Source organism: Neobacillus sp. DZ-9, from assembly GCF_059587065.1.
The window spans coordinates 429,170-441,479 of sequence record NZ_JCAIOL010000001.1 but is presented as its reverse complement, the minus strand read 5'-3'; the positions used below and the strand labels follow the sequence as shown (position 1 = coordinate 441,479).

Sequence of the window (12,310 nt, the reverse complement as noted above, 5' to 3'; positions counted from 1 at the left end):
CTCCCTTCTGTTATTTCTTTTCTTTTTTATAAAAAGGTGTTGGAACTACTGTTGCTTTCAGGCGTTTACCGCGAATTTCCACTTCTACCTCTGAATCAAGACCAGAAAATTCTGTCTTAATTAGCGCAAGTCCGATATTCTTCTTTAAGGTTGGAGACTGAGTTCCAGTCGTAACCTCTCCGATTAATTCTTCACCTTTATAGACAGGATAGCCGTGACGAGGAATTCCTCGGTCTATCATTTCGATACCAACCAATTTTCGTGGGAGGCCGTTTTCTTTTTGCTGCTTTAAAGCTTCTTTCCCAATGAAATCTGCTTCTTTATTTAATTTCACCGCAAACCCAATACCGGCTTCCAGTGGAGAAATTTCCGCTGATAACTCTTGGCCATAGAGTGCTAATACCGCTTCGAAACGAAGAGTATCGCGTGCGCCTAATCCGCATGGGAGAATCCTTTCTTCTTCTCCTGCTTTTAAAATTTCTTTCCAAAGCAGTGCGGCTTCTGCAGAATCACAATATACTTCAAAGCCATCCTCCCCGGTATATCCGGTTCTAGATACTAGTGCCTTTTTTCCATTTATGAGCACTTCCTGCTGAAATTTGAAAAAGCCAATTCCACTTAAATCAGTATCCGTAAGCTTTTGAAGTACCTTTTCAGCTAGAGGTCCCTGAACGGCGAGCTGTGCCGTTCTTTCAGAAAGGTTTTCAAGGCTGACATCGCCGTCTAAATGATCTACAAGCCATTTATAATCCTTTTCAATATTGGATGCATTCACAACCAATAAATAGTGATTATCTTCAATCTTATAAACGAGCAGATCATCAACAGTACCGCCGTTTTCATAGCACATTGCTGTGTACTGGGCGCCGCCGTTTTTTATTTTTGAAATATCATTTGTCATCATCTTTTGTAAATAATTTAAGCTGTCAGCACCTTTTACTTCTACTTCCCCCATATGGGAAACATCGAATAATCCAGCCCTTGTTCTTACAGCTTCATGCTCATCCTTAATGCTTGAAAACTGGACAGGCAGCTCCCAGCCTCCGAAATCAATCGTTTTCCCGCCGTATTCCTTATAAACGTCAAACAGTGGAGTACGTTTCAATTCAGTCATCTTAAATCCCCCTTCAATCTTTTACATGTTCATTATTCGTAAAAATTGACTCTTTAACAGAGATTAACCCATTAACAAAATCAGGAAAAATATTATTCTGATTTCGCATTTAAAAAAGTATTTTGACAAAGGAAAACATAAAAAAGGACAGAAACCTCCCTTAAAACGAAAGAAGGTCTCTGTCCTTGCACCTGAAAGTTTAACCTGGAATGGCTTTCCCCTTTGGTGGCTGCCCAATTTATACAGCACTCTCCAGAGCCGCGTCAAACAAGAGTTCTTTTGCCTGAGAGATTCACATGGACTGCTTGCTCCTTCGGCGCTACATAGGTAGTCTCTCCCCTTGTTATCATCCGCATTTATAATATTTTCCAATTTGGTCATACTAATTATACTTCTAAAATAAATTACCTTATTAAAATATTTAAAACTTTCAAAGCTATTATCATCCTACCATTAAAACATTACATTGAGCAATAACTTTTGTAAGGAACTTTTGCAGGAACAGGAGCTGAAACGATGTCTGTCGAAATTGAATTTGATTCCTCATGGCAGGATGATTTTTTGCAAAGAATTGACAACGATGGTCCTTGGGGAAATTGGGAGCTTTTTAAACTGGCGATAGGGGTTGAAAAACACCTTGTCATTCCTGAATTCGAGGGCCTTCAGGCACCGAATCATCTGGCTAATTTAACACCATTGCCACACCAGCTTGAAACCGCTAAGCAAGTTATTGAAAACATGAATGGAAAAGCAATACTTGCCGATGAAGTCGGACTTGGGAAAACGATTGAGGCAGGGTTGATTTTAAAAGAATACATGATTCGAGGACTGGTAAAAAAAGTATTGATCCTTGTTCCCGCCTCATTAGTTACCCAATGGGCTATTGAACTGAATAGCAAGTTTTTTATTCCTGCCATCACCCAAAGGAAAAGCTATGTATGGGAACAGTGCGATGTGGTGGTTTCCTCGATTGATACAGCGAAGCGAAATCCGCATCGGGACATTATTTACCAGCAGGATTATGACCTTATCATTATCGATGAAGCCCATAAATTGAAAAATAATAAAACAAAAAACTATGAATTTGTTCAGAATCTAAAAAAGAAATTTTGTTTATTGTTGACCGCCACTCCGATTCAGAATAGAATCGAGGAAATTTTTAACCTTGTTTCACTCCTTAAGCCAGGTCATTTAGGCAGCGAAACTGCATTCTACGAAAAATACAAACGCGATTCCCGTTCCTTAAATGATGATGAGCATTTAAAAGAACTGGTCAATAAAGTTATGATTCGGAACCGCCGTGCCGATACGGGAATTGAATGGACGAAGCGGCATGTTGAAACCATTCCCATCGAATTTACACAACCGGAAAAAGAGCTGTATATGTCGATTACAGACCTAAAAAGCGATGGTGACTGGGTCCAGACAAGTGCTTTCTCGGTCATGACCCTGCAGCGGGAAGCTTGCAGCAGCAGAGAAGCTGTTTTTTATACGCTTAAAAACATGCTGCAGAAAAAGGAAAATCCTTCTCAGGCTTTTGAAGAACAAATCCAGTATTTAATTAAAAAGGTGGAAGCTGTTCAGCAAAATTCGAAGGCAGAAAAAGCACTTGAGTTAATTCAAAAAGCGAATGACAAAGTCATTATTTTTACGGAATACCGTGCAACCCAGTTGTATTTGCAATGGTATTTAAAGCAGCATGGAATCTCCTCAGTCCCTTTTCGCGGCGGGTTTAAACGCGGTAAAAAAGACTGGATGCGCGAATTGTTTCAAAAGCACGCCCAGGTGTTAATTGCAACAGAAGCAGGCGGCGAAGGAATTAATCTGCAATTCTGCAATCATATCATTAACTTTGATTTGCCTTGGAACCCGATGAGACTAGAGCAGCGGATTGGACGGATTCATCGCCTTGGGCAGGAAAAGGATGTTATGATCTATAATTTTGCGATAAAGAACACGGTTGAAGAGCATATTCTCAAGCTTTTGTATGAAAAAATTCATTTGTTTGAGAAGGTCATCGGCGAGCTCGATGATATTCTCACAAAACTGGAATTCGGCAATATTGAGGATCATTTAATTGATATTTTTGGACAGTCCGCATCAGAAGGTGAAATGCGCATCAAAATGGAAAATTTATCATCGATGATTGAATTTGCAGAAAGTATGAAGAAAGGAGATTCACATGCAGCAGCAGGAAATTCATAGCTTTCTTTTGAACTATTTTAAAGCAAATGATTGTCCGATTGTAGAGAATAAGCCAGGGTATATAACTGTTCAGCTTACAATCGAACTTGATAAAGCTTTAATGAACCGCCCTTTTTACTGGCATTATTTAGAAAAAACAGGCGGAATTCCAAATCCGATGAAGCTGACGTTTATTACTAATCAAAAAGCGGCCCCTGAGAATATGAGAGGGGAGATTATTCATTTCGGCTCCCCTCGGCTCCATCAAATATTTGAATCGACGAAAAATTTGGCCAGCTATATTCGGCTTTATGAAAACCATCAACACGGCAGCAGCCAAACACCTTTGATGCCTTGGCTCTGTATGAATGTTAAAATTTCTTATCAATGTGATCGGAAACGAGATATTTTTAAGTCTATTGGTTTGCAGCTGATCAACGGGCAGATGGTGGAGGATTTCCATGACAGGCTGCAGAAAATACCGCTGACCCCTAAAATACCGGATTACTCCTTTACCCTATCACCATTAGTAAAGCCGAAAAGCGGGATGTCAAGAATCGAAAATTACCTTAAAGCGATGATTGAGGATGATGACCATTCCTGGGCGGATGACGCGAGAAAGCGCTGGGAACAGGATTTACGTCTTTTAGAACATTTCTATGAAGATGCCGAAGAAGAAAATGAAAGCTACGAAACAGAAAAACAGGCATTAAAGGAGCAATACGAACCAAAAATAAACATTTCCTTCATCAACGGGGGGCTTTTCTACTTAACTGAAAAAGCAATTTAATCCTAGGGTGTCAGGCACCATGTGAAAATTTCACATGGTGCCTGACACCCTCTTCAAATATTTTTACAAAAAAGTTTATTTTTTTTAAAATTTTAGAAGGAAAAGAGAGAACCATGTCGAAATATATGCAAAGACAAAATAATAAGGTGGTGTTACCCATTGTTAGCTCAATTGAAATTTTAGCAAACAGGATCATCACAGATGCAGCCCGAAACCAGGCGACAGATATACATATTATTCCACGGAAGAAAGACACTCTTGTCCAGATTCGTTTAACTAACAAGCTCATTCCCCGACTATCACTTCCAAAAGAAGAATGCGACAGACTAATTTCACACTTTAAATTTACAGCCAATATGGATATCGGAGAAAGAAGACGCCCGCAAAGCGGAGCTATTTTTTGCGAGGTCAACGGACAATTAATGGGCCTTAGACTTTCCACTCTTCCATCTAACAACAGAGAAAGTCTTGTGATCAGGCTATTACCTCAGCAGGAACAAATTCCTTTTCATCAGCTCTCACTATTCCCTTCTATGACTAGAAAATTGCTAGCACTTCTCAAACACGCTCATGGATTAATTATTTTCACAGGTCCAACTGGCAGCGGCAAGACGACCACACTTTACTCCCTTTTGAATGAAACTGCCCATTTATTCCATCGCAATGTCATAACCCTTGAAGACCCAATAGAAAAAAACTACGACTCTGTTCTGCAGGTACAGGTCAATGAAAAAGCAGGCGTCACTTATGCAGCCGGTTTAAAGGCCATTCTTCGTCATGACCCTGATATTATAATGGTTGGGGAAATCAGGGATGCTGAAACAGCTAAAATTGCCGTTAGGGCAGCTCTCACAGGGCATTTAGTGCTTTCGACGATGCATACGAGGGATGCAAAAGGTGCAGTTTACCGCCTCCGTGAATTCGGTGTCAATTGGTTAGAGGTAGAGCAAACATTAATTGCCATAACCGGGCAAAGGTTAGTTGAGCTTACTTGCCCCTATTGTGAGGGAGATTGTTCGCCATTATGTTATTCAGATGGAAGATGGAAAAGAGCCAGTGTCTTTGAGCTGTTATCAGGAAGAAATTTAAGCAATACTATGAAAGCGGCGAAAGGTGAGAACATAGAAACGCATTATCGGACAATAAAAGACGTGATAAAAAAGGGCATTGCCCTTGGATATATTCAAGAATCTGAATACGACCGGCTGGTATACGATCATGAAAAAACGTAAATGGTCTGTTAACGAACAAGCTGCCTTTTTAAAGAGAATTGGTGAACTTTTAGCCAGGGGGTATCCAATTGCAGCTGCAATTGAGTCCATATCATTGCATTTATCAAAATCTAGAAAGGAGGAATTAAATGATTGTTTAGTAGAGTTAAAAAAAGGCTTACCTTTTCATGAGGCACTGGACATACTCGGGTTTCACAAAGAATTAATTGGTTATGTTTATTTTGCTGAACAGCACGGCAGCTTTGCGGAAGCTCTGCTTGAAGGAAGCAGTCTTGCACAATTAAAGAACAAGGATTTACATAAGTTGTTAAAACTACTTCAATATCCTTTTATCTTAATCTTGATCACTGGGTTTCTCTTTGTGTTTGTAGAGAATACCCTGCTTCCAAGATTTACAACCCTGTTTACATCACTTGGCCTTGAAGAGAATTTCTTTACAAAGGTCATCTACGCCTTTGACCATAATTTTCCTGTCTTTATTGAGACATTGCTCGCCCTATTATTCCTAACAGCAATCTACTTCTTCTTCATCTTCCGAAAATACTCTATTCTTAAACAACGGAAACTTCTTGTTCGGATACCTATTGCTGGCAGAATCCTCAAATTGCTGTTTACCCACTACTTTTCCATTCAATTAAGTTTCCTTTTATCCGGCGGAATCTCAGTTTCAGAAGCTCTTGTACTTTTTGAACAAAATGAAAAACAGCCCTTTTATAGCGAGCTCGGTAAGACGATTAAATCAAAGCTTGTTACCGGAGAAAAATTAGAGACGATTATTGCCTCTTTTTCGTTTTTTGAAAAAGAATTTCCAATGATTGTGAAACATGGCCAAGAAAATGGAAAATTAGAGCAGGAATTGCTTTTTTTCAGCAAGCATTGCGTGTCAAATATGGAGGAAATAATTGAAAAAAGCTTAAAAACCATTCAACCAATTCTTTACTTATTTATTGGACTACTTGTTGTGTCGATGTATCTGTCAATTTTATTACCAATGTTTCATCTAATGGATGGAATTTAACAAATGGAGGTTATAAAAATGATCATTAAAAAAATGAAAAACGAAAAAGGATTCACCTTAATCGAAATGATGATTGTTATGCTCGTCATATCAGTAATATTAATGATTACGATTCCGAATGTCACAAAACATAATTCGAATATCAATAACAAAGGCTGTGAAGCTTATGTAAAAATGGTCCAAGCCCAGGTTCAGGCATACGAAATAGAACATAACGAGGTTCCTACCCTTACTAAACTGGAAACAGCAGGATATTTAAAAGAAGTTCAAGGCTGTCCTAACGGCAAGAATGTTGTCATCGATGCAGAAGGAAATGTTTCAGTTGCCTCATCATGATGAACAACCAAAGAGGATTTACATTAGCTGAGTCCTTGGTAGTTCTCTCCATTTTTATGATCCTTTCCTTAGTTACAACCATTTCTTTAAAACCACAGCAGGCTGTATTAGAAGAGGCGGCGTTTTTTACCCAATTGAAGGCAGACTTATATTATGCTCAGAACTATGCCATCTCCCATCAACATGAAGTTTCGGTAGTTTTTATCCCAAGTGAGTATAAGTATTATATGTTTTTGCGGACCGAGATCCCGTCCATAGTTGAGAGAACATATTCAACCAACATTTACCTTACGAAAGGCACTCTCCCTTTTTATTTCAAATTCCTTCCAGACGGAAATGTGAATAAATTTGGTTCCTTCGTGATTCACACTCAAAAAAATGATTATGTCATGACCGTTTTGATTGGAAAGGGACGGTTTTATGTTACGGAACAATAATGGATTTTTTTTGCTGGAACTATTATTATCGCTTTCAGCCCTTTTAATGATTTGTCTGTATTTTATACCGTTATTCATTGATATAAGAGCTCAATCTAGAGCACTGGAAATTGAAAAAAAGGCCAGGCAGATCATGTTTGAGGAACTACAAGCAAAATTAGTTAATAATCCCGATTTTGTAAATTATTCAATTAATCACAATAGCATTGAGTACCAAATCAGTTGGACTGAAAACAGCAAGTCCAAGGAGGTGTGCGTAAGAGTTGATGACAGTTCACTCCATAAACAAACAGAAATATGCAGCCAACTTGAATGATAAAGCTTTTACGCTCATCGAAGTGCTCATTGCCCTTTCCATTTTTTCTGTCCTTGCTTTTTTTATGATGCCTATTTTTCAAATTTTGCTTAACAGTAACGATTTGAAAGCAGAATTACAAACAATGGAGTGGGAAGTTTTTTGCAGTCAAATAAAAAAAGAAATCCGATTGTCCACTAAGGCCCAAGTAATTTCTGGCCGATTAATCCTGACAAAGGACGCGGATACGATTCAGTATGAGAAATATGGCTCCAATCTGCGCAGGAGGGTCAATTCCACCGGACATGAAATTCTTTTGCAAAATGTATCTCAGTATTCCTTTACCATCCAAAACAATTCAGTAAAAGTAACGGTTAAGGATCTTTCAGGAAAAGATTACTCGGTAATTGCTTATTCCTTAGTAAATTGGAATGCCGCTCCATGAAAAATAGTCAAAGTGGATTTACATATCCTTTAACACTTTGCCTGCTCATCCTTTTTCTTATGTTTTTCTCAATCCATGTTGAACAATTACTAACCGAAAGAAAAATGGTTCATGAAACGGCCACAATCCTGCAGGAAGAATATTATTTCCTTTCAGCTGTGAAAAAAATTGAGAATTTGTTTCAATCTGTCGGAATGATTCCTTTAAAAGGAACGCTCGTTTATCAAAAGGGCAATATGGGATATCAGGCGGAAGCGCCTTCAGGGTATGTTCAAAAGGTCAATTTTACGCTTACCCAGTACTCTGGAGAAACGGCATATGGGATAGGTTATTTTGATACAAGAACAAAAAAGTTAATAAAATGGGTAGAAATGAATTAATTTGTTTGAAACAATAAATCTTGGACATACTTATATGTGTACAAAAAGGCAGGTGTGTCCATGAAAACGAATGATTATGTAAAATATATGACACAAACCATTGTTAAATATGCAGACCAGCCAAAAGAGGAAAGGAAACGTATACGTCAAGAGCGTAAGGACGGAAGAGCTTCCTTTTGGTATCGATGGTTTGGAATACTCCCTTATATCCTATACTCCGAAGTTAAGAAAAGAAGGAAAATGTAAGAAGCGGTCGTTAATGACAGCTTCTCTTTTTTACCAAACATTCCAATAAAATCACATTGACTTTACACCCTCGCCTTCAATTCCAACCCAAATTTCTATTTTGTTACAATATAAAGTCTATAATTGTGAACATTTTCTAAACATATAGTGTTTACCTTGTTAACCTCATTCCTTCTTTATTATTGCTGTATTATAATGGAATAAATTATGGGGGTCCGAGGTGAACAAGAGATGGAACAAACTTTAAAGATTACAAACGTTTTGTCAGATCCAACGCGGTACTACATTTATCAATACATTACGAAACGCCATCAAGAAGTAACTGTTCAAGAAGTAGCGGATAATTTTAATATTCATCCAAATGTGGCAAGGCTGCATTTATCAAAGCTTGAAGATGTTAACATGTTGGCATCTGAAACCAAAAAAACGGGCAAAGGCGGCAGACCAAGCAGATTATATCGCTTATCTGATGATGTCATTCAGCTGCATTTTCCATACCGGGACTATATGCTCCTTTCGAAGGTGGCGATTCAAACGATGATTTCCCTTGGGGAAGCTGGCAGAGAAGCCCTTTTCTTAACAGGAAAACGCTTTGGTGCAGAAATTATTGAGCAGGAAATGACAAAAAGATCACTTGGTGAAGAATTAGAATTCGAGCAAAAGCTAAATATATTAAAGAGTGCAGCAACACTTGCAGGTTTCTATCCGGAATTTGAAGCAAATGGCGAAAAAACAAAAATATACTTCCAAATTTTCAATTGTCCTTTTAAAGAAGTGGCTGAAGAGCATACGGAAACAGTTTGCAGTATGCACCATGAATTTTTAAAAGGAATGTTTGGAGCTCTTTTTGAATCGGTAGAGTTAATTGAAAGGGAAAATATGATTTCCGGTTGTGAAACCTGTTCTTATCAGGCATTTGTCACAAACTAATTCGAAACCATTATTTACATTGCACCTCCTTTTCTTTATAATATTGTAATGATGGTATCGTAGGGTAAAAGGAGGGATACATATGGATCGCATGTTCAGAGTTTGTGGTTTCTGGACGGGCATTTTCACCGTTATGTTATATCTTGGTGATTTGGATAAGACAGCTTTGCTTTTCTTAGCCCAAACAGGATTCTTCGTTCTGTTAAGTTATCTTAAACTTTCCGAGCGTATGTATTTGTATGTTTTCGGAGCATATTTAACTATTTTCTTCGCTGGCTTTACATATTGGACAACGTTCATGATGCCACTAGGTGGAGGAGAATAAGAAAAAATAAAAACGCCGTTAAAACCGGCGTTTTTATTTTTTATAAGGAGAATAGATCACTTTCACTTATATGAAGACCTTTTTGTTGAATAATAACATGAAAGTAAGAACTTATCCCCGATGGCATGATCAAACTGCGTATAGCTCTATTCCTTTTGCTAACCTCTGAAAAAGGATTGGGGTCATAATGGTCTTCTAGTTCCTTAAGAATACCAGTTTTAAGTAAAAATTCATCCTGCCTAAGTTTTGTTAACAATTGTAAACTTACTTGTTCCCCTTTTTGGATAAGATAATCAAAATGGATATGCGTGGTAATATCCATTTCACCTGGATTTTCTAGGACATTATCTATCAGCCTATGTTGATGATATCCTCTCAAGCTTCCCTCAGCCCTTCGGGGATTCATCCATTCTTCATTTGTATAACCATAATCCGCCGTCACAACAAATCCTTTGGTAATTACATTAGAGATATTCTGCAACATTTTTTCCATCGCTATGGGAATCTCCATCCGTTGATTGTCTCTGAGCACCAAATCGCTTTCTTGTAAAAAGCGGAGAATATCTTCATTTTCTAAAGGTATCTTTTGCTCTACAAGACCCTCACTTTGATATCCGACCATAACTTCGAATAACTGGCCTTGCCTTTTTTCAATGACGTGAACCGGTAGTGCATCAAAGAGTTCATTGGAAAAAATCACCCCATCAAAGGCTTGGAGCTCCATCAAGGTCTCTATTTGGATCACAGAGGGATAATTTTTTAATAATTCCTTTTGCAAGTTTCGGTGGAAGGGACTTGTTTCCACAATTATGTATTGTAAGGGTGTATTGATTGTGTCATGCCATTCCTGCAGGAAAGAATGAGCAAATCGACCATTACCTGCCCCAATTTCGCAAAATATAGGTTCGATGTTCGCTGTATTGCATAGTCTAGAAAACCATTTAGCGATTAGTCTGCCATATACATCTGAGATATTACTCGTGGTAATAAAGTCGCCTTGTCGCCCAATTTTTTGTTTATCTTTCATATAATATCCGAATTGCGGATGGTAAAGGACTGCACCTATATAGTCAGCATAGGATATAAGACGACTTGGTGAATTAGAAATTAGATGCTTTAAATATGTATCCATCATTGCTCCTTTAATTAACACTATTGACATAGTGAAAACTTTATTATATTGTAAAGTTAGTAGCTTAACAATATCCCCTCCCATTAATATGAATAGAACATCCCCCAGAAAGACCCTTCTCCTAAGGAGAAGGGTCTTTCTATTTAGAAGCCATTCAAAAACGGATTACCGTCCATTTCATCAACAATCGTTGTTGCTGGCCCATGTCCGGATAATACATAGGTTTCTTCGGGTAATGATAAAAGCTTGTCATGAATACTTTTTAGCAGTTGGTCCTGATTTCCCCCTGGAAGATCTGTGCGACCGATACTGCCTTGAAACAAAGCATCGCCTGAGATGACAAATCCGTCTTTTTCAAAATAATAAGAAACACTTCCTGGTGAATGACCTGGTGTATGAAAAACAGTAAACTCAAAATTATCGATTTTCATTACACCTTCATTTTTTATAAGATGATCGGCGGGATTTACCCGAATTTCTTCAATTAGCCTAAAGAAAGCTGATCCATTTAGCCCAGGGTCTCCGAGCCATTTTTCTTCTTGTTTGTGGACATAGACGGGAATGTTATAAAAATCTCTTAATTCATTTACTGCGCCAATATGGTCAAAGTGCGCATGGGTAAGCAGAATTGCAGCAGGCTTTAAGCCTCTCTTTGTTAATACATTGATCAGTTTTTTCTCTTCACCGCCTGGGTCGAAAATTAAACAAGTACGATCCGAATTTTCAACAATATAACAATTGGTCTGAATACTGCCTAAGGGTATTTGCTGCCATTTCATTTTCATTGTTCCTCCAAATTGGAATTGAGATACAATTATTTTACACTATTAATTAGGAAGGCGGAAGAATTGCCTTAAAAAGGGGGATACTTAAATGATAAGAGCTTTGGCAGTCGAAGCTAACTCTGAAATTGCCGATTTCCCAGAATTTCGTGATTTGTTATTTCAAGAGACCAACATTGATTGGTATGTTCGAAACTTTTTTATTTACCTTAAAGATGAGGAGGCGGACCTTGCTAAAGAATTACTAGACGTGGCTGGTCTTTTTGAACATATCCACCCGATACTCGTTGTGGCAAATGGTAAGAAGAGCACAACTTTTGAGGATTATGCACTTGAATTAGACAAAGACCATTGCGGTCTATTTGCGTCTGACATCATTCCCTTCTTTATCACCGAGGGAAATCAAAATGACATTCAAATGGCGATGTATCAATTTGAGGAGCATTTGGTGTTTGAAACAACGGAAAATGGTTCAGCCTTATTCTTTATTGAGAAGCACAATATTGAACTGATTCAGAAAATTGCCAGGGCATATCAGATTGTTGTCACTTTTGCCCTCGACAAATGAAAGAAAAAAATATAAAATAGGAATCGAATGTATATAATATTGTTACATAATTTTCTTTCAAACTTAGGCTTCATGCCTGCTTATTACTTATAAAGG

The 12,310-nt window shown here is 38.0% G+C and carries 16 protein-coding genes and 1 riboswitch; of the genes, 13 read left to right on the top strand and 3 right to left on the bottom strand.

Features of this window, described 5'->3' with window-relative positions:
* Positions 1 to 10: 10 nt before the first annotated feature.
* Positions 11 to 1,114: a glycine cleavage system aminomethyltransferase GcvT gene (gene gcvT, locus AC59HZ_RS02210; protein ID WP_496544262.1), complete on the bottom strand. Its 1,104-nt coding sequence runs from the start codon at positions 1,112 to 1,114 to the stop codon at positions 11 to 13.
* Between the two features lie 261 nt (positions 1,115 to 1,375).
* A riboswitch (glycine riboswitch) is annotated at positions 1,376 to 1,464 on the bottom strand.
* 166 nt (positions 1,465 to 1,630) lie between these two features.
* On the opposite strand from gcvT, the gene AC59HZ_RS02205 reads away from it, so the two are divergent.
* The 12 genes from AC59HZ_RS02205 to AC59HZ_RS02150 all read left to right on the top strand — a co-directional run bounded on the left by AC59HZ_RS02205 (position 1,631) and on the right by AC59HZ_RS02150 (position 9,732).
* Positions 1,631 to 3,319 (top strand): DEAD/DEAH box helicase, encoded by a 1,689-nt coding sequence (locus AC59HZ_RS02205; RefSeq protein ID WP_496544261.1) that lies wholly within the window; start codon positions 1,631 to 1,633, stop codon positions 3,317 to 3,319.
* On the top strand, positions 3,297 to 4,088 hold the full coding sequence (locus AC59HZ_RS02200) for a YqhG family protein (RefSeq protein WP_496544260.1): 792 nt from the start codon (positions 3,297 to 3,299) through the stop codon (positions 4,086 to 4,088). The genes AC59HZ_RS02205 and AC59HZ_RS02200 overlap by 23 nt, the downstream gene beginning before the upstream one ends.
* Positions 4,089 to 4,213: 125 nt before the next feature.
* The gene (comGA, locus tag AC59HZ_RS02195) at positions 4,214 to 5,320 is read left to right on the top strand and encodes a competence type IV pilus ATPase ComGA (protein WP_496544259.1); all 1,107 of its coding nucleotides are present in this window, start codon (positions 4,214 to 4,216) and stop codon (positions 5,318 to 5,320) included.
* Positions 5,307 to 6,338 (top strand): competence type IV pilus assembly protein ComGB, encoded by a 1,032-nt coding sequence (gene comGB / locus AC59HZ_RS02190; RefSeq protein ID WP_496544258.1) that lies wholly within the window; start codon positions 5,307 to 5,309, stop codon positions 6,336 to 6,338. Before comGA ends, comGB begins: the two co-directional genes overlap by 14 nt.
* Before the next feature lie 33 nt (positions 6,339 to 6,371).
* The gene (comGC, locus tag AC59HZ_RS02185; RefSeq protein ID WP_496544644.1) at positions 6,372 to 6,674 is read left to right on the top strand and encodes a competence type IV pilus major pilin ComGC; all 303 of its coding nucleotides are present in this window, start codon (positions 6,372 to 6,374) and stop codon (positions 6,672 to 6,674) included.
* On the top strand, positions 6,671 to 7,111 hold the full coding sequence (gene comGD / locus AC59HZ_RS02180) for a competence type IV pilus minor pilin ComGD (protein WP_496544257.1): 441 nt from the start codon (positions 6,671 to 6,673) through the stop codon (positions 7,109 to 7,111). The genes comGC and comGD overlap by 4 nt, the downstream gene beginning before the upstream one ends.
* On the top strand, positions 7,095 to 7,427 hold the full coding sequence (comGE, locus tag AC59HZ_RS02175; RefSeq protein ID WP_496544256.1) for a competence type IV pilus minor pilin ComGE: 333 nt from the start codon (positions 7,095 to 7,097) through the stop codon (positions 7,425 to 7,427). Before comGD ends, comGE begins: the two co-directional genes overlap by 17 nt.
* Complete coding sequence (comGF, locus tag AC59HZ_RS02170; protein WP_496544643.1) at positions 7,378 to 7,851, top strand: competence type IV pilus minor pilin ComGF; 474 nt, start codon at positions 7,378 to 7,380, stop codon at positions 7,849 to 7,851. Before comGE ends, comGF begins: the two co-directional genes overlap by 50 nt.
* Entirely contained in the window at positions 7,848 to 8,231 is a 384-nt protein-coding gene (gene comGG / locus AC59HZ_RS02165) for a competence type IV pilus minor pilin ComGG (RefSeq protein WP_496544255.1), read from the top strand. The genes comGF and comGG overlap by 4 nt, the downstream gene beginning before the upstream one ends.
* Positions 8,232 to 8,291: 60 nt before the next feature.
* Complete coding sequence (locus AC59HZ_RS02160; RefSeq protein WP_496544254.1) at positions 8,292 to 8,477, top strand: YqzE family protein; 186 nt, start codon at positions 8,292 to 8,294, stop codon at positions 8,475 to 8,477.
* Positions 8,478 to 8,708: 231 nt separating this feature from the next.
* Positions 8,709 to 9,407 carry a helix-turn-helix transcriptional regulator gene (locus AC59HZ_RS02155; RefSeq protein WP_496544253.1) on the top strand — a complete coding sequence of 233 codons (699 nt, stop codon included), beginning with the start codon at positions 8,709 to 8,711 and terminating at the stop codon, positions 9,405 to 9,407.
* A gap of 82 nt (positions 9,408 to 9,489) precedes the next feature.
* Entirely contained in the window at positions 9,490 to 9,732 is a 243-nt protein-coding gene (locus AC59HZ_RS02150) for a DUF2626 domain-containing protein (protein WP_430071726.1), read from the top strand.
* Positions 9,733 to 9,772: 40 nt separating this feature from the next.
* Here the strand turns inward: AC59HZ_RS02150 and AC59HZ_RS02145 are convergent, their stop codons facing one another.
* Both AC59HZ_RS02145 and AC59HZ_RS02140 read right to left on the bottom strand, forming a co-directional pair.
* Positions 9,773 to 10,894, bottom strand: coding sequence for a class I SAM-dependent methyltransferase (locus AC59HZ_RS02145; RefSeq protein WP_496544252.1), 1,122 nt, complete (start codon positions 10,892 to 10,894; stop codon positions 9,773 to 9,775).
* Positions 10,895 to 11,007: 113 nt separating this feature from the next.
* Positions 11,008 to 11,643, bottom strand: coding sequence for an MBL fold metallo-hydrolase (locus tag AC59HZ_RS02140; RefSeq protein ID WP_496544642.1), 636 nt, complete (start codon positions 11,641 to 11,643; stop codon positions 11,008 to 11,010).
* Positions 11,644 to 11,737: 94 nt separating this feature from the next.
* Here AC59HZ_RS02140 and AC59HZ_RS02135 point away from each other — a divergent pair, with 94 nt between their 5' ends.
* Entirely contained in the window at positions 11,738 to 12,214 is a 477-nt protein-coding gene (locus AC59HZ_RS02135; RefSeq protein ID WP_496544251.1) for a hypothetical protein, read from the top strand.
* Positions 12,215 to 12,310: the final 96 nt, after the last annotated feature.

Excerpts from the sequence above, each read along its gene's own strand:
- AC59HZ_RS02155 (WP_496544253.1), top strand. The coding sequence starts at position 8,709 with ATGGAACAAACTTTAAAGATTACAAACGTTTTGTCAGATCCAACGCGG.
- AC59HZ_RS02145 (WP_496544252.1), bottom strand. The coding sequence starts at position 10,894 with ATGTCAATAGTGTTAATTAAAGGAGCAATGATGGATACATATTTAAAG.
- comGD (WP_496544257.1), top strand. The coding sequence starts at position 6,671 with ATGATGAACAACCAAAGAGGATTTACATTAGCTGAGTCCTTGGTAGTT.
- AC59HZ_RS02140 (WP_496544642.1), bottom strand. The coding sequence starts at position 11,643 with ATGAAATGGCAGCAAATACCCTTAGGCAGTATTCAGACCAATTGTTAT.
- AC59HZ_RS02200 (WP_496544260.1), top strand. The coding sequence starts at position 3,297 with ATGCAGCAGCAGGAAATTCATAGCTTTCTTTTGAACTATTTTAAAGCA.
- comGA (WP_496544259.1), top strand. The coding sequence starts at position 4,214 with ATGCAAAGACAAAATAATAAGGTGGTGTTACCCATTGTTAGCTCAATT.
- comGE (WP_496544256.1), top strand. The coding sequence starts at position 7,095 with ATGTTACGGAACAATAATGGATTTTTTTTGCTGGAACTATTATTATCG.
- comGB (WP_496544258.1), top strand. The coding sequence starts at position 5,307 with ATGAAAAAACGTAAATGGTCTGTTAACGAACAAGCTGCCTTTTTAAAG.
- AC59HZ_RS02160 (WP_496544254.1), top strand. The coding sequence starts at position 8,292 with ATGAAAACGAATGATTATGTAAAATATATGACACAAACCATTGTTAAA.
- comGF (WP_496544643.1), top strand. The coding sequence starts at position 7,378 with ATGACAGTTCACTCCATAAACAAACAGAAATATGCAGCCAACTTGAAT.
- gcvT (WP_496544262.1), bottom strand. The coding sequence starts at position 1,114 with ATGACTGAATTGAAACGTACTCCACTGTTTGACGTTTATAAGGAATAC.
- AC59HZ_RS02150 (WP_430071726.1), top strand. The coding sequence starts at position 9,490 with ATGGATCGCATGTTCAGAGTTTGTGGTTTCTGGACGGGCATTTTCACC.
- AC59HZ_RS02205 (WP_496544261.1), top strand. The coding sequence starts at position 1,631 with ATGTCTGTCGAAATTGAATTTGATTCCTCATGGCAGGATGATTTTTTG.
- AC59HZ_RS02135 (WP_496544251.1), top strand. The coding sequence starts at position 11,738 with ATGATAAGAGCTTTGGCAGTCGAAGCTAACTCTGAAATTGCCGATTTC.
- comGG (WP_496544255.1), top strand. The coding sequence starts at position 7,848 with ATGAAAAATAGTCAAAGTGGATTTACATATCCTTTAACACTTTGCCTG.
- comGC (WP_496544644.1), top strand. The coding sequence starts at position 6,372 with ATGAAAAACGAAAAAGGATTCACCTTAATCGAAATGATGATTGTTATG.